This is a genomic window from Paenibacillus sp. JT31N17, assembly GCF_056269255.1.
Genome location: NZ_JBWDNP010000002.1, coordinates 76614 through 99708, shown reverse-complemented (window position 1 = coordinate 99708; position 23095 = coordinate 76614). Strand labels below are relative to the sequence as shown.

16 protein-coding genes are annotated in these 23095 nt (G+C 51.9%); 1 reads left to right on the top strand and 15 read right to left on the bottom strand.

Features of this window, described 5'->3' with window-relative positions:
• Nucleotides 1-316: 316 nt before the first annotated feature.
• The 14 genes from AC0YOB_RS08065 to AC0YOB_RS08000 form a co-directional block, all read right to left on the bottom strand.
• A complete protein-coding gene (locus AC0YOB_RS08065; RefSeq protein WP_475792414.1) occupies nt 317-1963 on the bottom strand; it encodes an extracellular solute-binding protein in 1647 nt (548 codons plus the stop codon).
• Between the two features lie 95 nt (nt 1964-2058).
• Nucleotides 2059-2931, bottom strand: a complete 873-nt coding sequence (locus tag AC0YOB_RS08060; RefSeq protein WP_475792413.1) for a carbohydrate ABC transporter permease — start codon at nt 2929-2931, stop codon at nt 2059-2061.
• Nucleotides 2932-2945: 14 nt separating this feature from the next.
• Nucleotides 2946-3899 (bottom strand): ABC transporter permease, encoded by a 954-nt coding sequence (locus AC0YOB_RS08055; RefSeq protein WP_475792412.1) that lies wholly within the window; start codon nt 3897-3899, stop codon nt 2946-2948.
• A gap of 237 nt (nt 3900-4136) precedes the next feature.
• On the bottom strand, nt 4137-5330 hold the full coding sequence (locus AC0YOB_RS08050) for an S-layer homology domain-containing protein (RefSeq protein WP_475792411.1): 1194 nt from the start codon (nt 5328-5330) through the stop codon (nt 4137-4139).
• 88 nt (nt 5331-5418) lie between these two features.
• Nucleotides 5419-8796: a glucuronyl esterase domain-containing protein gene (locus tag AC0YOB_RS08045; RefSeq protein ID WP_475792410.1), complete on the bottom strand. Its 3378-nt coding sequence runs from the start codon at nt 8794-8796 to the stop codon at nt 5419-5421.
• A 211-nt stretch (nt 8797-9007) separates the two neighbouring features.
• The gene (locus tag AC0YOB_RS08040) at nt 9008-9169 is read right to left on the bottom strand and encodes a hypothetical protein (RefSeq protein WP_475792409.1); all 162 of its coding nucleotides are present in this window, start codon (nt 9167-9169) and stop codon (nt 9008-9010) included.
• A 165-nt stretch (nt 9170-9334) separates the two neighbouring features.
• The gene (locus tag AC0YOB_RS08035) at nt 9335-11554 is read right to left on the bottom strand and encodes a helix-turn-helix domain-containing protein (RefSeq protein WP_475792977.1); all 2220 of its coding nucleotides are present in this window, start codon (nt 11552-11554) and stop codon (nt 9335-9337) included.
• A gap of 430 nt (nt 11555-11984) precedes the next feature.
• Nucleotides 11985-13592 (bottom strand): response regulator, encoded by a 1608-nt coding sequence (locus tag AC0YOB_RS08030; protein ID WP_475792408.1) that lies wholly within the window; start codon nt 13590-13592, stop codon nt 11985-11987.
• 296 nt (nt 13593-13888) lie between these two features.
• Nucleotides 13889-15643 carry a cache domain-containing sensor histidine kinase gene (locus tag AC0YOB_RS08025; protein ID WP_475792407.1) on the bottom strand — a complete coding sequence of 585 codons (1755 nt, stop codon included), beginning with the start codon at nt 15641-15643 and terminating at the stop codon, nt 13889-13891.
• A 103-nt stretch (nt 15644-15746) separates the two neighbouring features.
• On the bottom strand, nt 15747-16589 hold the full coding sequence (locus tag AC0YOB_RS08020) for a carbohydrate ABC transporter permease (RefSeq protein WP_475792406.1): 843 nt from the start codon (nt 16587-16589) through the stop codon (nt 15747-15749).
• Nucleotides 16586-17548 carry a carbohydrate ABC transporter permease gene (locus AC0YOB_RS08015; RefSeq protein WP_475792405.1) on the bottom strand — a complete coding sequence of 321 codons (963 nt, stop codon included), beginning with the start codon at nt 17546-17548 and terminating at the stop codon, nt 16586-16588. Before AC0YOB_RS08015 ends, AC0YOB_RS08020 begins: the two co-directional genes overlap by 4 nt.
• A 168-nt stretch (nt 17549-17716) precedes the next feature.
• Nucleotides 17717-18511, bottom strand: coding sequence for a Nif3-like dinuclear metal center hexameric protein (locus AC0YOB_RS08010; RefSeq protein WP_475792404.1), 795 nt, complete (start codon nt 18509-18511; stop codon nt 17717-17719).
• Nucleotides 18512-18579: 68 nt separating this feature from the next.
• Entirely contained in the window at nt 18580-19884 is a 1305-nt protein-coding gene (locus tag AC0YOB_RS08005) for an ABC transporter substrate-binding protein (protein ID WP_475792403.1), read from the bottom strand.
• A 237-nt stretch (nt 19885-20121) separates the two neighbouring features.
• Entirely contained in the window at nt 20122-20847 is a 726-nt protein-coding gene (locus tag AC0YOB_RS08000; RefSeq protein WP_475792402.1) for a YebC/PmpR family DNA-binding transcriptional regulator, read from the bottom strand.
• A 268-nt stretch (nt 20848-21115) separates the two neighbouring features.
• Here AC0YOB_RS08000 and AC0YOB_RS07995 point away from each other — a divergent pair, with 268 nt between their 5' ends.
• Nucleotides 21116-22018, top strand: a complete 903-nt coding sequence (locus AC0YOB_RS07995) for an aldo/keto reductase (RefSeq protein WP_475792401.1) — start codon at nt 21116-21118, stop codon at nt 22016-22018.
• A gap of 237 nt (nt 22019-22255) precedes the next feature.
• On the opposite strand, the gene AC0YOB_RS07990 is transcribed toward AC0YOB_RS07995, so the two are convergent.
• Nucleotides 22256-23014, bottom strand: coding sequence for a cyclase family protein (locus AC0YOB_RS07990; protein WP_475792400.1), 759 nt, complete (start codon nt 23012-23014; stop codon nt 22256-22258).
• Nucleotides 23015-23095 lie beyond the last annotated feature (81 nt).

Sequence of the window (23095 nt, the reverse complement as noted above, 5' to 3'; positions counted from 1 at the left end):
TCCTGCCCGCAATAATTCCCCCTGAACGAACAGCCTGCACGGGGTAATTGATATGGTTGAAGCTATTCATAGAATAGCTCCACGTTGTTTTGGAAAATAGGATATCATTAATCTGACCTTCCAGTAAAATCAACCATTTGTCAACCAAAAGTCTTGAAAAAAAAAGAGAAACCGCCATAAACAGCAGTTTCTCTTATCTTTCATAATCCACTACCCTGTTCTTCACGCCGGCTGCTTTCCTGCAGCTTTCTTTGAATCCCGCACTCGATACCCGCTTGGCAGGCTGCCGGAAGGTTCCCAGCTTCTCACACGGGGCTTAAGGATTTTCCGCCTTGAACGCTTTGCGTTTCTCGTCCATGACTTCCTGTCCGCCAATTTTCAGATAATCCTGAACTTCATTGTCGTATACCTTGTCAAAGTCTGCTGTTTTCGCCGTTACGACTTTAACCATAATTTCGTCGTCCTTGTCCTTCAAAGTCGTCGCATATTTAATTTCCGACTCGATTGGCGTCAGGACACGCGGTTTAACGACACCGTCGGACATGCCCTTCTCGATACTCTCTACCGTAAAATCCTTAAATGCCGGGTCCGACGCGTTCGCTTCGATATTCAGCTTTTCGTCCGTATTGCTTACATATTTGCCGTTCAGAATAATGCAGTAATCGAAATAGTTGTACAGCGTCTGATTGACCAAATCATTGTCAAGCGTATAGGGAAGACCGTTCTCCATCTTGTACGTTTCGCCTTCCGTACCGTTCTGCAGCGTAATAATATTTTCCGGCTGGGCCATCCAGTCCAGGTACTTGACGGCAGCCTCGGCGTTTTTGCTTGCCTTCGGAACCAGAATATACATTCCGTTCGGAGAGTACACCGGTTTGGGATGCTTGCCGCTTGCGTCCGTGAACGGATCGATCAGCGCCAATACCGCATTCGGATCCGCCTTCTTCAATTCCGTATAATAACCCATGTATACGGGCTCGTTGGTGTTCGGCGTAGCGGCGCCGACCCGGCCGTTGATCAGGTCCTTCTGGAACTGCTGCGTATCCTTGTTCATTTGCAGCGGGAAGTCGGGATCGATCAGTCCTTCATTATACAGCTTGTTCAGGAAGCGGTAGGCGTCCTTATTCCCCGGCATCAGCCATTCCGCATTCGCATACAGATCTTCCTGCGAGATTTTGTCCCACTGCCAGAATGAATACTGCAGGGCATGCATATGGAAGTAGTCGATATAACCGTATGGAATGACGTTATCGCCGGATTTCCCCGGTTTTTTCTCCTTGAACGCTTTCAATGTCTCATAAAATTGTTCTGTCGTTTCTGGCAGCGGCAAATTAAGCTCCTTCAGCCAATCCTCGCGGATAAACGTCGTCATTTGTGCGGTCAGCACGCGTTTTGCCGGAATCGTGTACTGCTTGCCGTCAAATATCCCGTAACTGAGGAGCTCATCGCCCATCGTCTTCTTCAGGTTCGGGCCAAACTGCTCGATCAAGGGACCAAGATCGGTCAACCCGCCGTCTTTGACATATTTCTGAACGGTCGGCTGATCATACGTGTAGGCAATATCCGGAGCCTGGTTGGCAGCCATCAGCACGTTCAGCTTATCCACCTCCTGCGAGCGCGGGACGGTGACAAACTCCACCTTGATGTTGTTCGGATCGCCGAAATTCTTTTGAATAAACTGGGTCATAAAGTTGTCCGTGATAGGCGGCGCTCCGGCCGGCGTATTGTTGCGGTCAAACAGCTCTACCCGCAAGGTGATTGGATCTCCTTTAGGCTCTTCTGCTGCCGGCTTGTTCTCATCCCCCTGATTGTCCGCTGGCGCTTCAGCCGGCGTGTTCGCTGGCGTGTTTGCCGGCGCTGTGCCGTTGTCCGAATTGTTGCCGCTGCTGCAGCCTGCCAATACGGATGCAAACAACAGCAGGGTGAACATAATCATGCCTGTTTTTCGGATTGCGATTTTCATCAGACTTTGGCTCCCTTCATATTTTGGTTTTTTCTATCTATAGCAACCTTCGCGAGGACGGCTTAAGGGCCGCATGATCTGACGAAGAGCGACTATCAGCCTTTGACTGCCCCGATCATCATGCCTGAGATAAAATACCGCTGCAGCCATGGATAGATAAGAAGAATGGGCAGGGTTGCGAACATAATGGACGCTGCCTTGAGGCTCTCCGGCACCGGAGCAGCGGCATTCATCCCCTCTGCGGTAGCCATATCAATGACCTGACTGTTGATGACCATCTCGTACAGTCTCAATTGAAGCGGGTACAGCTCCGATTTGGTGATATACAGAAGCGCGTCCATAAACCCGTTCCAGCGTCCTACGGCGTAGAACAGGCTGAGCGTAGCCAGCACCGGGAGAGACAAGGGCAGCACCAGACGGATCAGAATCTTGAAATGGCCTGCTCCGTCCATTCGCGCGGATTCTTCCAGCTCCAGCGGAATAGAAGAGAAGAACGTCTTGATAATGAGCAGATAGAAGGCATTAATCGCTCCCGGCAGAATGAGCGCCCAGACCGTATCGAGCAGATGCAGGTTTTTGATCAGCAAATATTCCGGAATGATGCCGCCGCTGAAGAACATGGTCAGCACGATGATGAGTAGGAACAGGGTTCTCCCCTTCAGCCTCTCTTTGGTTAGCGGGTAAGCTGCCATAACCGTCATAATCATAGAGAAAACGGTAAACAGCGTGACAAGCCCGATGGTAAACACCAGGGAGCGAATCATTTCCGGATTGCCGAATACGGTCTTGTAAGCCGTTAAATCGATGTCCATGGGGATAATGGTGACCTTGCCCGCCATGATCGGGCTGTTGGAGCTGAGCGACAGGGCGAAGATATGGAGCATAGGCACGAGGCATAATATTCCCGCTACGGTGATAAAGCATATAATGATCGCATCAACGACTCTTTCGTTTCCGTTTCTGGTCATAATTCTCCTCCCCCCTACCAAATGCCTTGATCGTTGACTTTACGGGAAATAAAATCGGCGGACAGCAGAAAGATGAGCCCGACAACAGCCTGGAACAGGCCGATTGCGGTAGCGATCGTATAACGCGCCGACTGGATCCCGATCTTGTACACATAGGTGCTGATCACTTCAGATACATCCGTTACAAGGGGATTGCTCAGGACGAAAGGACGGTCAAAGCCAATGCTGGCCATATGTCCGATATTAATGATTAATAGAATGATAATTGTCGGCTTGATGCCAGGCATGGTGATATGCCAGATTTTCCGCATCCGGTTCGCTCCGTCCACATCGGCTGCTTCATACAGGTCTCTGTTGATGCCGGTCAGAGCGGCCAGATAGATGATCGTTCCCCAGCCTGCGCTTTGCCATATGCCGATGCCCAGGTAAGAGAGAACCCAATACAGCGGCTCGGTCAGGAATGGAATCGCTTCCAATCCGAATGACTTTAAAATAATGTTCACGATACCGGTGTTCGTTGCGAGCAATTGGAGAGCCATCCCGCCAATAATGACCCAAGAAATGAAATGGGGCAAATACAGGATCGTCTGGGCTCCCTTCTTGAACCACTTCACACGCAGCTCGTTAAGCAGGATCGCCAGAATAATCGGAATGGGGAAGCTGATCACCAAATCCAGAAAATTCAGTACAAAGGTGTTGCGCAGCGCATTGTAGAAAGCATCCATGGCGAACACTTCCCGGAATGTCTCAAAACCGATCCAGGGGCTTGCCAGAACTCCTTTAAACATGTTGTAGTCTTTGAACGCAATAATGATGCCAAACATGGGAACATACTTGAACAAGACAAAATAAACCAAGGGCAATATCAACAGCGCATATAATTGCCAATCCCGCTTCAGCGTCTTGAAACGGATACGCCGTACGCGGACTGCCGTCTTATCTTGCCGGCTGGTCGTTGCAGTAGCCATGGTAAGCCTCCTCTTCCTAAATGTGACAAACCGTTCTTGAGCACCAGTCTAACACCCGTCCGCCACGCTTGGAAATTAACAATAATCGGGAGGTTAACCTGACCAAAATCTGCTAGGTACCGGGGCAGTTAACACTTTTTAATGAACTTAACCTTTCTTGAAAACGGAGAATTTCCCTGGATCCACAGGCAAAACGCCGCCCAGTATGAAGATATTCTCAGCGGCGTTAGCGCTCCATCAGGAGGGAATCGCGTAAGCCGGGTCGATCTTGCCGGCTTTTTCAAGAATAATGTAAAGAATTTTGGCGGCTTCGGCGCGTGTTGTGTTGCCCAGAGGATCAAAAATGTTGTTCCCCTTGCCTGCGATGATGGAGGCCGACTGCATTTGATACACGGCAGCTTTTGCATAGCCGCCTATCAATTGATCATCTGCAAATGCTGCTTTCTCCTGTCCTGCCTTTAGATCCATGTCGAACGTGGAAGCAAGGCGCGACATAATGACTGTGATGTCCTGACGCCTGATCGGATCGTTCGGGCCAAACGCTTTTTCGGTGTAGCCGGTCACAATCCCGTTGTCCGTGGCCCAGGCAATGGCGTTCGTATACCATCCGCCGGGTACAGTATCCCCGAAGGTCAGCGGGCCGCCGGGCTGCGCTCCGCTGCCAAACGCGTTGTAGAACATCTGCACAAATTCGGCGCGGGTGAGCTTGCCGTTCGGACTGAACTTGCCGTTTCCAACGCCGGACACAACCTGCTGTGCGGCGAGAGAAAGAATGTAGCTTTCCGCCCAGTGTCCGCTTATATCGGTGAAGCCGGGCATACCGGCGAGAGGGACAGCATCGTCAAGCACGATCTCAATATTTGCGTTTTGCTCATCCAGGATAATGGTTTTGCCGCCGCCACTGCTGCCGCCTGTACCGGAATTGTCTCCGCCGGGATTGGCCTCGCTGCCAGGACGGGAAATCTGAATGGTCTGCTCTTTCTTTGGCGTGGAGACCGGTTTGCCGTCGCCGTCATACCGGCTTACCGCAGGAGAAATAGAGATGGTTTCGTTCGCGTTACCCTGATAATTTAATTTCAGCACACCTACCTCAAGCTTGCCGGAGAAAACATTCTTTCCTTCTGTCGTCATCCCGCCAATGAGGTGCCGGGTGCCGTTATACTGATAAAGGCTTGTAAAACTCGGCTCCATCTCATGGCTTACATACTTTATGCCATCCGACAGTTCTACCGACATCTCCACGCCGGCATATTTTTCTTTTTCCGTGAGGGAAATCGTCACCGTGAATTCGGTCAGTGCTGTTTCCACATTGATCGGTGCGGCTTCGGCATTCGATGGAGCGGCATTCACCGGCAGGCCGGCCATACAAACCAATAGAACAAATGAGAGCGCAAAACATACGGCGTGACGCGATTTTCTCAAAACTCTCATAATATTTTCCTCCTAAGTGTGTCGGCACCGGGATAACGTACTCCCGGCGCCGGTCACAATCTTTCCTGAATGAACGATTTGGCTGCTGTTAAAATCCTATGCTGTTGTCATTAAGAACCTGGATGAAGACCAGCAGGTCGTCTATTCCCACCTTGCCATCGCCCGTATAATCGGCGCGATAGGCGTTCTCCCGCCAGTTGCTGTCGAGGCTGGAAGCCCCATAGTAGCCGGCAACGGCATAGAAGTCGTTCCAGTCAACGACTTTGTCGTTGTTAATATCGTAGGTAAGCACCATATAGGAGCCCACCGTCACCGTCGCCGTATTGTTCAGCGGAGTGACAGCTAATTCGTTTTTGCCATTGCTTGCAAACTCAATGATGATTTCCACGCTCACGTCGCCGACATAACCCGCGGGAACAGTAAAATTCAGATCAAGCAGGTTCAAAAGATTCTCTCCGGAGGAGATAGGAGCGCCCAGCTTGGCAACGGCAAGCTGAATCTCCTTCTTGCCTGCGTCGTTCTTGGCGTCTACAACCGAAACGCCGGATTTGCCGACTGCGCTTACGTATGTGAGATCCGCGTCGTATTTCACCCTGGCGTTGAAGCCCTGCAGGCCGGTGTAATTTCCTGCGTCTAGCGTGAATTTGACAGGTGTCTCCTTATCTTTGCTGTTGACGATGACGCTTTCCGGCACATTGACCGTGTAGATGATGCTCTCGGGCAATGTGGCCGTAATATTGAACTTGGCGGTGAAGCCGGAGAAGCTGACTGTCGCCTCTGTGGTGCCGGCTTTTTGCACCAGCGTGCCGTCCTTCACGTCGGTTTCATAGCTGCTGACTGCCTTGGATGTGCCGTCCTCAAAGGCTGCGGTAACAACAAGCCCCGTCAGATCGATGCGCTCGCCAACCTTGTACTCCACCTTGTTCGGCGGCGTGACGGTGATGCCGGTAACGGCCTTCGGCGCGAGATCAAAGACGTAAGGTTTGACATTGACGTTGCCCGCCGCATCCTTCAGTCGGACAAGCGTGAGTTCGCTGCCTGCAGAGAGAGGCTTGTCAAAGCCGATGGTGACGATGGTGTTGTTCTCACTCCACTGGACGGTGTAATCCTCTGCGAAGTTTGTGCCGAAGCCGAAATTCTGCGGGTCCATCGGATCCGCAAAGCCAATGGATACGCTGGTGTCGGCCTCCGTGATCATCGTATTCTTGGGATTGAAGATAACGTCTCCCAGCTTGGTGGTCGGCCACGGAAGCGATTCCGGCCTCTCGCCCGTATCGGTGTTCTTGTTCGGGAACTGCGGCCAGTTGGGACTCGGTCCGATCTTGATATTGGTGGACGGCCAGGACGGCGGCAGGACAGCCTTGGCCATATTCAAATCATAAGAGAACTGGAAATTATAATCGGGCAATGATTCAAGTTTGACATCCTCAAGACGGACAACCCTGTTCACTCCTGCTGTATAAACGGCCGGGAAGCCGGGAACATCTTCCTGGAAGAAGGAGTGCTTGTTGGTGTTGTCCGCATCGGCGCTGGAATAGCCTGTCAGGATAGAAGCGCCGTAAGGAAGAATCCAGCCGGGCTCCTGTGCTTCGTTCACGCTGGCCGGAACCGGCACATCGTTGGCGAAGATCTTGATGGCATTCTTGTCGACCTTGCTCGTGAAGCCGAAGATCCAGCGTTGATTGTCGCCGGTGTCGTCAGCCGTGAGGCTGGTGCGGAGGATACCCGTCAGGTCATAGCTCTGGAGATAGACCGTCTGGCTGTCCTTGGCCTTGCCGATGGTGGAGAGCGTGTAGCGGCCCGCCGCAACCTTGTCGGCGCTGAGGGTGAAGGTGGCGACGCCGGTAACAACATCAGCGGTATAGACGCCAGCACCCGTGTTCAACATAACCTGCGAAGCGTCGGAATACGCCTTGATCGTTGCCGGATAACCTGCTGTTACCATCTCGTTCGTGGTATAGAGTGAATATTTGCCCGGCCGTGACCATTGAATATACGAGCTGTCTACCTCAAACGGATAGCTCGACATTTCCCATACACTGCCGTAGGTTTGCGCCGGGCGAACCGGCGGGTTGACGTTAACGCCGAGCGTATCGGGTCCCTCAACCTTGAGAGGATCGCCGTATTTTCCGCCGTGGAACTCGCGGTCCATCATAGCCAGCACATAGGCGTGGTCGCGGTCCTGAAAGGCATGCGCGCCGTCATGGACGTAGACACCGATGTTGCCGCCTGCGCCGAGCAGCTCATAGACCTCTTTGGCGGCGACAGTGGCAAGCACATTGGACGGGGAGCCCAACCAGTCAAAGCCTTCCCCGGTAAAAGTGATAAGCGGCCTCGGAGCAACCAGCGCCGCGAGAGCATGCGAATCAAACGGAAGCTTGTCAAGGTCAAAGCGGAAATCCTCGGCCTTGACGCCAAGCCAGTGGGCTTCGCTTGGAGACAGCAGGTTTGTCGGCTTCTCGTTGCGGAAGAAGCTGCGGTTCATGTTGGAGTTGCTGTAGGAGGCATTGGGAGCCCCGTTCGCGCTGTTCGGCACGTTGTAGTTGTAGATGCGGCCCTCGGAGGAATAGCGCATGGACGCTATGCCGCCCTGACCGGGATCCACGGGCACAACAATGCTGATGCGCTCGTCGAACGCCCCGGCGAGAGCCGCGCCCTTGCCGTTGCGGGACACTCCGGTGACGACCGAGCGGGTCGGGTCGATAAGGCCTTTATACGCGCCGTTCTCGAGCGCGTCAATGGTCCGGGAGATGCCCCATGCCCATGCCATCAGCGCGCCGGAATCGCCCTCGTACGTATCCTTGTTGAATGGATACAATGTGGTGTACAGGCCGGTGCGGCTGGCGCTGTCGCTGTAGATCGTGCCGGTGGGGTTGTTCATCACGGCATAGCCGTGACGCAGGAAGGCATTGCGCATATTGGCGGAAACGCCGCCGCCTACGCCGATAACAAAGGGATAGGGAGGCGCGATGTTCGTTTCGCCGTTTTTCAGATCGGCATCCGCCACACCTTCCTTATAGGTCGGGATGTAAATGCCGGTTACGTTGTAGCTGCCGGATTTTCCGTTTTCCGGATTATTGACGGTAATCGTCAACGCTGCGTTGCTCGTGCCGAAGGTGCCGGAATAGGTGACATCCTCCTTCCTGGTCTGTTCCTTATGACCGTAGTAGTAGTACTGCAGCTCGTCTGAGATCTCCGCCCGGCGCTGATCCCACTCTGCCTTGGTGGTCGCATAACCGTTCGTTCCCTTCGTCGGGTCAAGGAATTTAAACAGGTCGGGCAGGCCGTCGGAGCTGGGCAGCTTATTGATGTCGGTAGGGAAATACTCGCGTCCCGCGGGAGGCTGGGCTTGGGACGGACCCTGGTTGGATGGATAATACGCATTTGTAGCGAAGACGGAGGGCACCATTGAGAAGCTCAGAAGTACGCCCAGGATGGCACTTAACAGTTTTTTCTTGGTTTTCATGCATCTTCCTCCTGTTTTTTTGAGTAGGCATTATTCATTTACATTGGAACCAGCCAACAGCCAGAGCTTCTGTTCCATTTATCCGCTGCTGTTTGATTGACTTTGCAGTTTAAGGCAGCAATGCCGCTTGGAAGCAGCTCCACCTCCCTTTCGAAATCAGCTGTTTTTTCCTTGCAGTGGCACGGCCAGAAATGAAATCGCTTCCATTCCTTTAAATCATGTTCCCCCTGCCGGCGCCGTTTGTTCGCTTCGAGCAATTGCCAATCCCGCCGTCATTTTTTAACAGCGGACATGCCGTGCGCAGCTGCTGGGTATTCTTGCCTGTTTGCCGGTGCAGCAGCCGCATGAGCCCTCCCCTTCCTGATTGTGACAAACATTCTTGACCACCAATCTAACACCCGTCCGCCACACTTGGAAATTAACAATAATTGGACAACTAACCCTCAACAAACAAGACCTGCACAACGTGATTATTACGCTTTAAACAGACTTAACCTTTCTTGGAAACCGGGGAATTCCCCCCGCAAAACACAGTAATCTAACGGTCGGAACGGTGCAGGCTGCGGTATTCTCCGGGAGGGAGGTTGTACAGCTTCTTGAAGGCCCGGTGGAAGGAAATGACATGATTGTATCCAACCTTCTCCGCTATGCTTAAGATGGGTTCATCCGACTCCACGAGCAGCCGTTTAGCATGGCCAAACCGCAGCTTCAGTACATAGTCGATAAACTTCTCTCCAAGCTCTTCTTTGAACAAATGACTGAGCGTGCTGGACTCCAGGCCGAATCTGTCGCTAATCTGTATGAGCGACAAGCCCGGGTCCGCGTAATGCTCATCAATATAATTTTTCACCTGCACGGCAACGCTATGATGCTTTCTGTTGATGCGCTGCCGCATGAGCTCGCCTTCGAGCTTTTCCATTGCAGCCGTCAGCTGCTCCTGCAGCTCTGCCAGCGTTTCGGAATCGTCCACCAGCTCCTCGAATAAAAGCTCATAATACTCCATCCACAGGAGCTGAATATCCGGGGACAACATGCCTAGCTCTTTCGTCAGCTGCCTCGTCACATTGCTCATAAACTCCGCCATCGCCTGTTTGGTCACTAAAGTCGCGTTCATCGATTCGAAAATTCCAATGAGCTTCTCCTTCCAGCTCTTCTCGTCTTTCCGGAAGGACTGCGTCATATCCTGAACGGCCTGGAAATAGAAATAGGCATCCCCGTCAGCTTTTGTTTGCCTCATTCGATTATCGATAACGGTGTTCGTTCCGAAAACCGCTTTATAGGCGACATTTTCCTGCGCATTGCGGCAGGATTGAACGATCATAGGGATTGAGCTTGATTCCTCGCCGATCCCTGCCGAGATGGTCAGCTCCAGATGGCGGTTGATCCATGTCCGAAAATCCTCGCATATCAATTGCATCGTGTCGCCGTATGGCGTTTCCGATTCAAACAAGTGCACGGCAAACACAATTTGATAAGGCTTCATCCAGGCATGCCATACGAACAAATCCCGCTGCTGGGCCAGCTCCCGGAAAGCGCTTTCCAAAATGAATTTCAATAGATGCTGGTCGCTCTGCTTATACTTTTTGGTAAATACACGATAATGATCGATTTCCAGCGCGACGACGCCAAGACGGTCGAATGCATGCGGCAGGCTGAGTGCGGCCATTTGCCGCTCCCACTCGGCCTGGCTTGATGTCCGGTGTCCCGCCAGAAGCTCCTGAAACAGCTGCTGCTGGCGCAGTGCCGTGTCCTCTTTGTACAGATTGTCGTAATCAAGCGACTTTTTGAGCAAATGATCCAGTGCGGTCTCGATGAAAGCAAACTCGTTGCGGGGGGTCTTCATGCCAATCTCTTCGCCTTTGCGGACCGTATAACCGCCGACCTTCCCGAAGATAGCCTCAAGCGGCTTGTAGTGCATATGGGTAATGAACGTAAATCCGCCGAGCGCCAGCACGATCATGATCAGCACGACAATTACCCAAACATTCGAGAGAAAGGACAGCACAGTAAACTGCTTCGCATGCACGCTGTCGGTATAGTAATACCATCCCGTATAGGGGGAATGCGCATATAATTGCGGCGGATCGACCGCTGCGCTTCCTGTTTGAAAAGGCTGTCGCTCCGAATCCAGCAATCGGACGGAGCCGCTGCTTTTCTCAACGAAGCCGTTCAGAAATTCGACGATGGAGTCGGTATAAATGCTGACGACTACCGCTCCTTGCTTCAACGATGCGTTCGGGAATAACTTGACGAGAGAAACGGCCTTCTGCGGATTATGGTCCTGCATCGACAGGGAATAGGCCCTCGGGTTTGTCCAGCCGGACAACCCCTGGCTGCCGTAGGCGGACATCAGAAACGGCCTGTCGGCAAACGACGCCAGCTGATAGGCTCCCGAGTCGGTCAGCACCCGCCTGTCGGACTCCTTGTACAGATAGATGGAATGGACAAAAGGAAACAACGATTTCAAATCGATCAGGTTTTTTTGAATGACGAAGTAATCATAGACGGTTTTGGGCCTGTCGGAGAAATAGTCCTGTATCGCGTTATTATTCACCAATCCGCTGACGACGTTGCGTTCGATCAGCTTCAGGTTCGCATCGGTATTGCGCATCATTTGCTCGACAATCGTTCGATTCGTGTCCATGTATCTGTTCTCGGAGGCATTATTGAGCACGGTGAAAAACACAAAAATAATGGAAGAAATAATTACGAAGAAAATCGGAGTATACGAAAGCAGCATGCGGTAATACCAATTCATCCTCAATCGAATCCACGCTCCTGTTCTCGGCGTTTCGATTAGAAAAAAAGCAGAAGGTCAGTTGGGAATCGCCACCGGGTATGTAATGGGGTCCGGATTAGTACGCCTTAATGATTGTATCGGTCACCGCCCTCTCACGCTCACTGGCAAATCAGACTATGGGGAAAATTGTATCAACTACGGATAGAAATTCATATGCGAATGATGCACGATTTGCTTTAAAATAGCACGATATTTGTAAGCGTATACATTTATTTATCGGGAGATGGAGAGGCCTTTCCTTTTCTCCGGGTTAAATGGTTTGCTTTTCTATAGATAATCAGGAAGAAAGGCATGCCGGAATTCCGGATTCAACATCTGGAATTCTAGCACGCCTTTTGGATTTGCTGAAAATGAAACTGTCATACATGGCGGCGGCAGGCCGGGCCCCTCACAGCTCTGTCGGATTCATGCCGGTGATTTTTTTGAACAGGGTGCTGAAATAGGGGACATTCTTATACCCGACCCGTTCGGCTACCTCGTATACCATCAGATTCTGCTCAAGCAGCAGCTCTCTCGCCTTCTCGATCCGCACCCGGGTAAGATAGTTGTTGAAGGTTTCACCCGTCATATTTTTGAAAATAATAGATAAATGATTCCGCGAAATAAACACCTTGTCCGACAGCTCGGCAAGAGTCACTTCCTCCGCGTAATGCTCATGAATAAAATGCGTCATAAAATCTACGACCTGCCTGTGCTTGCTGCTCCCTTTCCACTGCCGGTTGCTGCAAATCACGGATATTTTGGTTGTGAGCCATTCCGCTAATTGCTCCGGCCGGGTCAGGCCGAACAATTCTTTGGCAATCTGATCATTCGCGAACAGATCGTCAAGCACCAGTCCGGCTTCATACAGGCAATACGTAAAAATGCCCCATAGCTCGCTTCCCAGCATCTGTATATAATCCTGCGTCATTCCGCCTTGCTTCTCCAGCTTTCCGATATAATCGGCAACAAGCTGATGCGCTTCGGCCTCCTTGGACGCTTTGATGGCGCTTGCCAGCTTATAAGAGAATTTGACGGGAAACAGGACAACCGATTCCTGCTCTCTTATTTTCTGTCTGTAGGCAAACAAATCGTAAGCAGGGACAACTCGCCGGTCTCTCAGATCAATAGCGCGGAAGGCTTCCTCCGTCGAATCCGGGATTTTCACCCATTCCTCTTTAACGCCACCGATCCCGACGCGAATAACCAGCTTCAGGTAAAGCTTGATGCTGTCGATCAGTTTCAGGCCCAGTTCCTCCAGCTTCTTCTCCACCTGCTCCGGGCTTCCGGCTCCCGGGTGGACGATGATCAGCGCTCTTGTGCTGTGGAGCTCCGTGTATTCCATATGGGGGAACACTTTACCGGCGACCTCGCATGCGATATTGCTGATGGCAAAACGAAACAGGTTCCAGTCAGACAGCGAAAGCTCGCTTGCGCGGACATCGCGGACCAGATCAATGCCGATCGTTGCATGATTGCTCTCCAGCCAGTGGAGGTAAGGCTGCGGCAGATGGCTGCCATTCTGGTAGGAGCTGTCCAGTGTGCCGACAGCAGCCGATCGCACCCACTCCTTCTCGATGAAAGGCTCGTACAGCATCAGCTTATGCTCAAGCTCGCCTTGCCGGATTCTTTTCTCTTCTTCTTCCACCAGCTCCTGAATAACTTTACCTATTATCGATTTTAAAGTCGGCACGCTGATCGGCTTGGACACATAATCGCTTACATTATGCCTCAGCGCCTGTCTAGCATGCTCGAAATCCGAATATCCGCTAAGAATAATGATTTTGCCGTTAAACCCTTCTTTCCGCAGCTGCTCCATCATATCCAGGCCGTTCATCACCGGCATATAAATATCGGTGATCACAATATCCGGTTGGGTCTCCCGGATCAAGTCCAGTCCGTCTTCGCCGTTCAAGGCTTCCCCCGCCCACTGCGCATTCAGCTCATCCCAGGGAATAACGCGCTTCATTCCTTGCAGCACATGGCGTTCATCGTCAATGATGGCAATCTTCCACACAAAACTGACCTCCTTTAACTTCAACAGCAGCGAAGAAATCGCTTTCACTCTTTATACTACCAATCCGTATCAGACATGCAAATCTTAGAAGTCCGGTGAAAAAATCTGGCTGCGCATGCGAAAAACGTCTTCCGATCGCTGTTGTACCCCTGAATTTTTTGATTTTGGGTAGCTTCATTTGTTAAATTCGGGGTACAAAGGCGAGCGCTACGCTTCTCCAAACTATTTCCGCCTGCTCCGCCAGTTGATCACCGGATTTCTAGAGATTCACGCTTTATTTTTTAAAGCTTAACTATTTATACGGGATTGTTATCTGCCGGCTCTTTAGGCTGCGGCTCGGTCAGCATCGGAAGGGTAATTTCGACCCTGGTTCCCCCTTCTTCCCGATCCGTCAGGACAACATCATAGCAATCTCCGAAATAACCGGCGATTCTCTCCCGCACATTCCGGATGCCGTAGCCTCCCGTACGACGTTTCTGCTTCCCCTCCGCCACGCGCTTGAGTCCGGTACCGTCATCATCAATGATGATTTGTAAAGAATAATTCCTGCTGCTCATCCGAATACGGATGTGACCGTTGATTCGCTTATTAAAGCCATGGACGACCGAATTCTCCACGAACGGCTGAAGGGTTAGCTTCGGAATAAACAAATGCTGGATGTCTTGCGGAACCTCTATCGTATACTGCAATCCGCCTCCCCAGCGCAGCTGCTGGATCTCCAGATAGCAATTGATATGCTCAAGCTCCTCGCTGATTGTGATGAAGCTCTCGCCATTAGACAAGCCGATTCGGAACATACGCCCCATCAGCTCCAGAATCCGGCTGAGCTCGCTCTGTCCGGCTTCAATGGCCATCCAGTTGAGCTGATCCAGCATATTGTACAGAAAATGCGGGTTGATATTGGCCTGCAGCGCCTCAATCTCGGCTTTTTTCTGCTGCTCATACCGGCGTTGAACGGAAAGATACAATTCCTCGATGCGCTCATTCTGTTTACGGTAACCGGCGAACAAATAACCGAATTCATTCTCGTAATCCGCCGGGAGCTCCACATTGTTGCCGCTTACAGAATACTGTCTCATCGCCGTTACCATCTCTTTGATCGGCTTCGTGAACTGTCCGCTCAGATAGTGGGTAAGCAGCAGCACCAACAGAACGGCTGCAATGCCGATAAGTACAATCACCTCGGCCAGCTGGAAGCTGCTTGCCGTAATTTGATCCCATGGCGTGATTTCCACCAATGTCCAACTGGAATCAGTCAGCTTCGAATAAACCAGGAGTGAATCACGAACCTCCGGATTTCCCCGGATGTGGACATAACCGGATTGGTCGCTTTTGACATCGATCCATTTGGACAGCTCGGTCTGATTCAGCGCCTGGCCGATCTTCAGAAACTGCTGCCCCTCGGTGTTCGTCATCATACGATTCGATCCCGAGGAATTGCCCGTCAGCAGGGTCTGAATTTCCTTGGCCTTCACATGAACGACAAGCACACCTAAATATTTGTCTTCATACACAATCTTTCTGGCAAAGCTGAGCACGGGAACATCACCTTGAAAGCTGGGAATCTCATGCTCGCTGGACCACGCAAAATCGCTGTTGACGAGATATTGAGACCAATCCTGTTTATTCAGATCCTTGATATTCCGAAATTGGATATAGCTTTTGGCATCCCCGCTTTGAGGGCGGTCCATGTACAAATCGATTCCCTGGATAAGCGGTATGGAATAGGTCAGATTCGCCAGCGCGCGTTCAACTCCCACGTACCCCCGGTACCGGTCAAATTCATCCTGCGTGTTCACAAGAAAGGTGATCAGCTCATTGTCCCGGGAGGTAGACAGCGAAATTTGCTCGATCATGACAAGACGCGTCGTGATTTCATTATTCAGCTCATCGAGCAATTGCTGCTGGTAGTGGGAGGTGGTCCGCACAAGCGCCTTCGACGAGAGGTTGTAGCTTGTCCATGCGACGAAGGCAAGGACCACTATGATCAGCAAGGCAAAGCTGCGGAAGAAGAGGCGGTCGATTCTGAATTTTTTGAACGGATTGGTCATGCCGGTTCACTTCCCTTATCTTCCGTTTCAGGCGAAAGAAACGGTAAAGCCGCGAATGAGATTCGCCGCTTTACCGCTATTGGACTCCTAATTGTTCTTCATCTTATCCTTTTATCCCGGTTGTTGCAATTCCTTCAACAAAATACTTCTGCAGGAACATAAAGACGAGCGTGGCAGGAATGATGGATACAAGCGACATCGCCAGCAGCTGGCCCCATTGCTGGGCGGACTGGGAATCGTTGATCATCCGCAGCGCCAGGCCGACCGTATATTTGTCTACCGAGTTGATGTACAGCAGATGACCGAGGAAATCGTCCCAATTCCACAGGAAGCAGAAGATCATGACGGTAACGATAGCAGGCTTGGTCAGGGGCATGACGACCCTCCAATAAATATCGAACCAGGTGCAGCCGTCCATTTTGGCCGATTCGTCAAGCTCTCTTGGAATCCCGCGCACAAATTGAATCAGCAGGAAGACAAAGAACGTTCCGCCCGCCCCGCTTGCCAGCAGGTGAGGCACGATAAACGGCAGATACGTGTTTACCCAGCCCAGCTGATAAAACAAGGCATATTGAGGAATAATCAGCACCTGTCCCGGCATCATCAGCGTAAGCATGAGCAGGGCGAACCAGAAGCTTTTGAGCGGAAAGTCCAGCCTCGCGAATCCGAACGCAACAAGCGTGCTGGAAATAAGCGTAGCAATGAGCACGGCAAGCTCCAATCCGAATGTGTTGAGATAAAAATCCGTGAAGGAATGCCCGGGAACCGAGTTCCAGCCTTTTACAAAGTTGCTCCATTGGGGTACGGAAGGGAAAATGTTCGGCGAGCTAAGCTCGCTGTTTTGTTTGAGCGATGCGCCGATCCACCAAATGACCGGGTACAGCATCAAGACGCTGAAGATGATCATGAAAATATGCCGGACAGCCAGACTCCATTTTTTTGTCATTTGCGCTTTCTCCCTCCCGGCTGTGCTTCGTAGAACACCCAATATTTCGAGGTGCCGGCGATAACGACCGTCGCCACCACAATGATGACGAGCATAATCCAGGCCAATGCCGAGGAGTAGCCCAGCTGATACCGGCTGAATGCCCGCTCATACAAGTAAAGGGCATAGACATAGGTGGAGTTCATCGGCCCCCCGTTCGTAATGACAAAAGCCGAGGTGAACATCTGGAATGCGCCAATAACGGCCATGACAAGATTGAAGTACAAGATCGGCGAAAGCATGGGCAGCGTTATTCTGAAAAATTGAATGGGCTTGTTGGCGCCGTCCACCGACGAGGCTTCGTACAGATCGTTTGGAATCTGCTTCAGTCCTGCAAGAAAAATGACCATGGTCGAGCCGAATTGCCAGACCGTGAGCAGAACGAGCGTCCCCAGTGCCGTATCGGGGCTTGTGATCCATCCTTTTCCCTCTATGCCGAAGACCGCAATAATTTTGTTGAATATCCCGTCAACGCCGAAAATGTTCCGCCAAAGCAGCGACACCGCTATGCTTCCGCCAATCAGCGAAGGGAAATAGATCGCTGTGCGGTAGAAGCTGATGCCCTTTATCGCCTTATTAAGCACCAGGGCAACGAACAGGGCAGCGGCGAGCTTCAACGGAACGGATGCAATGACGTACATGAACGTTACTTTTACGGACTGCACAAATTTGGGATCTTCCGTAAATATAAGCTCGTAGTTACGGGTGCCTACCCATTTGATGGGCTCCATCAAGGTATAGTCGGTAAGCGAATAATACAATGACAAGAAGAGCGGATACGCGGTAAGTCCGATAAAGCCGAGCAGCCAAGGTGAAATAAACAAGTAGCCCGCAACGGGAGCGTTCCATCTGCTTGGGGTAGAACACTTTTTCCTGGCGTTCTCAGTAATGTTTGCGGTAACGGCTGTGGAACGTTTCATGTGTAGTCACCTCTTGTAATCAATTTTATACTTTAAGTATAAAGGCGGGTTCCCATAGACTAAAGGAGAGGAATCCTCGAATTCTTTCAAAATATAACGAAAAAAAAGAAGAAGCGGCATATTCGCCGCTTCTTCCAGAAGGTCCCGCGGTCACGCCGCTCCCCGGGGTTACACCAGTCGGAAGGCATGCTTCCCGGAAATAAAATGAACCGGAATCGCAGGAAACCAATCTTCGATCCGCTTGGCCAGATACTTCATCCCGGGTTCTTCGCTTTGGGCATGACCCAGCATGATCAAAGCCTTCTGTCTGTGCTGATGGACAGCATCGCGCACATATTCCGGAGTCTCCCATTCCGGGCCTTCCCCTGCTATAATCAAGTCCACATTCTCTTTCCCCAAGAGCGGGATGGACAAGGCGCCTCCGCCTCTGTACCCTGCCAGCAATCCGATCCGGGTACATGTCATGGATAAATCCCCGACAACGCGTACGTAGGGGATGTCCAGTTTGCGCTTCGCGCATTCGGCTATTTCTTGGACGGTCATAGCCGGAACAGTGACAATTGAAGCCGCCGGCTGATGCTCAATCACACAGGATGCCCAGCCCAATTCCTGGATTAACCCTGCCATAATCCCGTCAGGCCGATAACGGTGCCAATAATCGTGGAACCTGTAAATAGCGATGCCGGACTCGTCGACAAGCTTTTGTTTTTGCTGATAGACCGGATCATGCTGCAAGGCTTCGCCTTGGTTATGGTGGCTGTAAAATGTCCCCTCATGCGAAATAATCAGATTCGCTCCCGCTGCAATTGCCTGTTCAATCACGTCCTGCGTCGCCATGAACGTGGTTGCGATTCCCTGCACAGCTGTGGACGGATCTCCTGACTCCAGCCCGTCTACCGTTCGCTCAAGCCGGTCAACGGGTTCCGTTAATTTGTTCAAGACGTCATTAATGCATATCATCATGGCTGCCTCCCCTTCAATAACGCCAGGCCCGGAACAATGCCTGTTCCGGGCCTTACGTTCATTATTTGTTATTCATATGCCTTTGCTGCCGACTTCAGCTGCTCGAAAGCCTGCTCCGGTGTTATCTTGTTGAAGCTGAGCGAATCGCGGACAAGCGGCCAATCCTTGTCCACATAATTCGTCCAGCCGCCAGGTCCGGCTGTCCAGGTTTGTCCGTCCTTCTCCGTTTCGCGAAGAAGCCCCATGCCGACTTTATCGATCTCGCTCATACTGGCTTCCAAAGCGGCCGCATTGTCCTTATTAACCGGCAGCCCGCGCGAGGTCTTCAATATTTTAGCCGCCTCGGGGTCGTTTACGAACCAATCGACGAATTTTTTGGCCTCGTCTGTTTTCTTGGAGGCTGCGGAAACGGCCAGATACATGGAAGGCTTGAGCCATCCGCCCGCTTCTGTCGAACGGGGCATCTCCACAAGCGCGTAAGCTCCCTGCTTTAAGCTGTCCCATGAACCGTAATTATTGGAAAAGCTGAAACGAATGAGAATTTTGCCGGCAACCATCAAGTCCAGCTGGGGATCAAACTCTTTGTCCGATGAATTGATATCTGCCGGAGGAACGATTCCTTCCTTACGCAGCTCTTCGAATTTTTTGGTCCATTCCAGAAAGGTAGCCTCATCAACGTTGAATTTGCCATCCTTCGACACAATCGTGCCTTTGCCTTTGCTGTACTGGAATGCCGAATAGGCAAAGTAGTCGCCTGCATAATCCTTGGTAAAGTACTGTCCGTCCGGCAGCTTGCTTTTGGTTTCCTCCGCCAATGCGAAGAAATCGTCCCACGTCCAGTCATTGGCTGGCGTTTTAACTCCGAGCTTATCCAGCGCCGCCTTGTCGAAGATCATCCCATAAGCGACAGAACCCAGCGGCACGGCGTATTGATTGCCGTCTGCTTGTCCTCCGGCCAGCAATTTCGGATCAATTTTACTTACATCGACTTCCGGCGTCAAGAGAGCCAATTGATTACGGGCCGCCCAATCCGGAGTCCAGCCCGGATCCAGTTGAATAACATCCGGCGCGTTATTGGCCGCAGCCTGCGTTGACAACTTGTCCAGATAACCGTCTATGCCGGAATACTCCGGTTCGAACGTAACATTCGGATTGTTTTTCGTGTACAGATCAAGCGCTGCCAGTGTTGCCTCATGCCGCTCCTGGGCACCCCACCACATAATGCGCAGCTTGACCGGCTTATCTCCCGTTTCTGCTGCAGAGCCCGCAGACTCCGAACCGTTGTTTGGCTCATTTCCGCCGCCGCATGCGGCCAGCAAGCCTACTAAAGCAATTACAACGAAGACTGTCAGAGAACGCTTCCATTTCAACATCGTTAACCCTCCTGTTTTTGAACAATGAATATCCTGCTCTGCTATTAAGAGTAACAAGTAAGCATGAAAGTTCATATAAGAGCGATGCACGAATTATTTTAAAATAGCCCGATTTCTCAGGTCAGTTCATCCGCCCGGCCGGAGGCTGCGGGGCTATAAAGTAAAAAAAAAGCCGCGTTATACGCGGCTTCCCGTGGAATGATCCTGATTTTGAATCCCGCCAGCATGGTTCACAAGCTAGTCCGATTCGCCCAGCTCCACATTGTGATACACCTGTTGAACATCCTCCAAATCCTCCAGCGCGTCAATCAATTTCTCGAATTGCGCCTGGGAATCCTCTGGAAGAGTTACGTAATTCTGGGCAAGCATGGTCAGCTCCGCAACGGTAAATTCGGTAATACCGGCATTCTTGAACGCCTCCTGGACGGCATGGAATTGATCGGGCTCGGCATAAACAATAATGATCCCGTCTTCCTCCACAATGTCCCTCACATCAACGTCAGATTCCAGCAATAGCTCCATGACCTCATCCAATGAATTGTCCGCCAGGCCAAAAACAGCCGTTGAATCGAACATATACGATACCGAACCGCTTACTCCCATGCTGCCGCCATTCTTATTAAATGCGGAGCGAACCTCCGGAGCCGTGCGGTTTACGTTATTCGTCAACGTATCCACGATGACCATTGAGCCGTTCGGTCCGAAGCCCTCGTACCGCAGTTCTACATAGTTTTCATCGCCGCTGCCTTTTGCTTTTTCAATCGCGCGGTCAATGATCGCTTTTGGCACATTGTATGTTTTAGCCCGTTCGAGTACAACCCTCAGCGTCCGGTTTGATTCCGGATCGGGCTCGCCCTTCTTGGCCGCCACATAAATTTCCAGGCCAAACTTTGCATAAATACGGCTCACGTTCGCATCCTTGGATGCTTTCTTTTCTTTAATATTGTTCCACTTACGTCCCATACTGTCCCCGCTTTCTACTTTGCTTTACATTAATTATAGCCGATTTATTAAGCTCTAGGCCAGTCTTACGGGACAAAACATTGGAGAAGCGGTATTTGCCGCCTTCGGCGGTTCAAAGCAGCGGGCGGTCACCGCATCCTCGAACCACGCCCTCCGCCGCGATGCCGCCAAACAGGTCAGAATCCTCTACATTACGGACGCCAGACATATGCCATAATGATGATGACAGGCAATTCAACTTCAATGCTGAAGAAGAGGAGTGGCGGAAATGGAACGAAGGGAATACGGCAATACCGGCATGCAGGTGAGCATGCTCGGGTTTGGCGCAGCGGAAATCGGGTTTATTCAAGCCGAAGCGAAGACCATCGAACGGCTGCTCGGCAGCGCCCTTGATTCGGGATTGAATCTGATCGATACCGGCGAATGCTACGGCGACAGCGAAGAGCTGATCGGGCAAGCAGTCGGCCATCGCCGGAGCGATTATTATTTGTTTACCAAATGCGGGCACGGCAAGGTGGCGGGGTATGAGCGCCCGGACTGGGAGCCTTCTCTGCTGGAGGAAACGATCGACCGCAGCCTGAAGCGGTTGAAGACGGACTATATCGACGTCATTCATCTGCATAACTGCTCCGAGGCCATTTTGCGCCAAGGCGACGTTATCGAGGTCCTGCTGCGGGCCAGAGAGAAGGGGAAGATCCGCTTCGCGGGCTACAGCGGCGACCATTATGCCGCGCTTTATGCCGTGCAGTGCGGAGCGTTCCAGTCGCTCCAGACTTCTGTCAGCATCGCCGATCAGGAAGCGATCGAGCTGACTTTGCCGGAGGCGGCCAGGCAGGGCATCGGCGTGGTGGCCAAGCGCCCCGTCGCCAACGCCGTCTGGTTCGCGCCGGAGAATATCAATAACGAGCGCCATCAGGAGAACTGGAACCGGCTGCAGAAGCTGGACTACGATTTTCTGCAAAAGGACGGCGAAGCCGTGCTGAAGACGGCGCTCCGCTTCACCCTGGCCGTTCCCGGCGTCCATTCGGCGATCGTCGGCACGGCCAGGGAAGGCAGATGGCAGCAGAATGCCGCCTATCTGCAGAATGGAGTGCTCGGGCAGGCCGAATATGAAGCGATCCGCGCTGTTTGGAAGGAAAGGGCCGAGCCGGACTGGCGCGGACTCGGCTGAGCCGCAGCTTATAAAGTCTATAAGTTGGGGATGAAAGTCCCCTCGCTTCTGGTCTGTAACGGGGGGATCTGTTGAAACCAATCAAGAAGAACCGGCTAACGCCGTCTTCTGGAGGCGCAACAGATTTCTTCCCTCAGAAATATAAGCAAAGGCATAGTGGGTTTTATACTCTTATACTTGAACAAAGCCGATTCTTCCTCTCTTGTCGCAGGAAAAATCGGCTTTTGTTTTTTCGTATTACTCCTCCACGATTGCGACCGGACGGGCCCAGCCGGCACTCGCCTTTTCGACTTTGACCGGAAAGCAGCTGACTTTGAAGCCAAACGGCTTCGGTATTTGCTCCAAATTGGCCAGCTTCTCGATTTGGCAATATTCGCGGTCCTTACCGACATAATGCGCCGCCCACAGGACGCCTTCCCTCGGCTGCTTCTTATACGCTTCAGCCTGCAGGTTGAGCGGGATATCCCAGCCCCAGCCGTCAGTACCGACTACCTTGATTCCCTGATCCAGCAGCCACAGCGTAGCCTCTGCCGATACCCCGGCGTGAAGGAACGCATAATGCTCGTGATACAGCCGTTTGTCCGCATCGCTCCTGATAAGTACGATATCGAGCGGTTTCAGCGTATACCCGATCCGTTTCAGCTCGGTAATCAGGTCATCCGTCTGAATCTCGTAACCAGGCGGCTTCCCGCTGAAATCGAGCACCACGCCATCGGAATAAAACCATTCCAGCGGCAGCTCGTCAATGGTCCTTGCCTGCTTTCCTTCCGAAGTCGGCCAGTAGTGCCACGGCGCGTCGATATGAGTGCCAGCATGCGTGTTCAGCGTCACCGTTTCCGTCGCCCACGCCTTGCCTTCCGGAAAATCGTCCTGCTTGAGGCCGAGTGCCTCCGCCGCTTGCAGCGCCCCGTCCTCATGAGTCGCATACTCGATTTTTGCCGGCAGCGGCTCGCGGATGCTCGGACTGACCGGCACGCTCAAGTCGATAAGCTTCATCGCATAAATCCCCCTTCATTGTCACCACCCGGTATTATACCATATTGCTTTAACTGCAGATCACCTGCCGTTATGAACATT

Excerpts from the sequence above, each read along its gene's own strand:
- AC0YOB_RS08065 (WP_475792414.1), bottom strand. The coding sequence starts at position 1,963 with ATGAAAATCGCAATCCGAAAAACAGGCATGATTATGTTCACCCTGCTG.
- AC0YOB_RS08060 (WP_475792413.1), bottom strand. The coding sequence starts at position 2,931 with ATGACCAGAAACGGAAACGAAAGAGTCGTTGATGCGATCATTATATGC.
- AC0YOB_RS08055 (WP_475792412.1), bottom strand. The coding sequence starts at position 3,899 with ATGGCTACTGCAACGACCAGCCGGCAAGATAAGACGGCAGTCCGCGTA.
- AC0YOB_RS08050 (WP_475792411.1), bottom strand. The coding sequence starts at position 5,330 with ATGAGAGTTTTGAGAAAATCGCGTCACGCCGTATGTTTTGCGCTCTCA.
- AC0YOB_RS08045 (WP_475792410.1), bottom strand. The coding sequence starts at position 8,796 with ATGAAAACCAAGAAAAAACTGTTAAGTGCCATCCTGGGCGTACTTCTG.
- AC0YOB_RS08035 (WP_475792977.1), bottom strand. The coding sequence starts at position 11,554 with ATGAATTGGTATTACCGCATGCTGCTTTCGTATACTCCGATTTTCTTC.
- AC0YOB_RS08025 (WP_475792407.1), bottom strand. The coding sequence starts at position 15,643 with ATGACCAATCCGTTCAAAAAATTCAGAATCGACCGCCTCTTCTTCCGC.
- AC0YOB_RS08020 (WP_475792406.1), bottom strand. The coding sequence starts at position 16,589 with ATGACAAAAAAATGGAGTCTGGCTGTCCGGCATATTTTCATGATCATC.
- AC0YOB_RS08015 (WP_475792405.1), bottom strand. The coding sequence starts at position 17,548 with ATGAAACGTTCCACAGCCGTTACCGCAAACATTACTGAGAACGCCAGG.
- AC0YOB_RS08010 (WP_475792404.1), bottom strand. The coding sequence starts at position 18,511 with ATGATGATATGCATTAATGACGTCTTGAACAAATTAACGGAACCCGTT.
- AC0YOB_RS08005 (WP_475792403.1), bottom strand. The coding sequence starts at position 19,884 with ATGTTGAAATGGAAGCGTTCTCTGACAGTCTTCGTTGTAATTGCTTTA.
- AC0YOB_RS08000 (WP_475792402.1), bottom strand. The coding sequence starts at position 20,847 with ATGGGACGTAAGTGGAACAATATTAAAGAAAAGAAAGCATCCAAGGAT.
- AC0YOB_RS07995 (WP_475792401.1), top strand. The coding sequence starts at position 21,116 with ATGGAACGAAGGGAATACGGCAATACCGGCATGCAGGTGAGCATGCTC.
- AC0YOB_RS07990 (WP_475792400.1), bottom strand. The coding sequence starts at position 23,014 with ATGAAGCTTATCGACTTGAGCGTGCCGGTCAGTCCGAGCATCCGCGAG.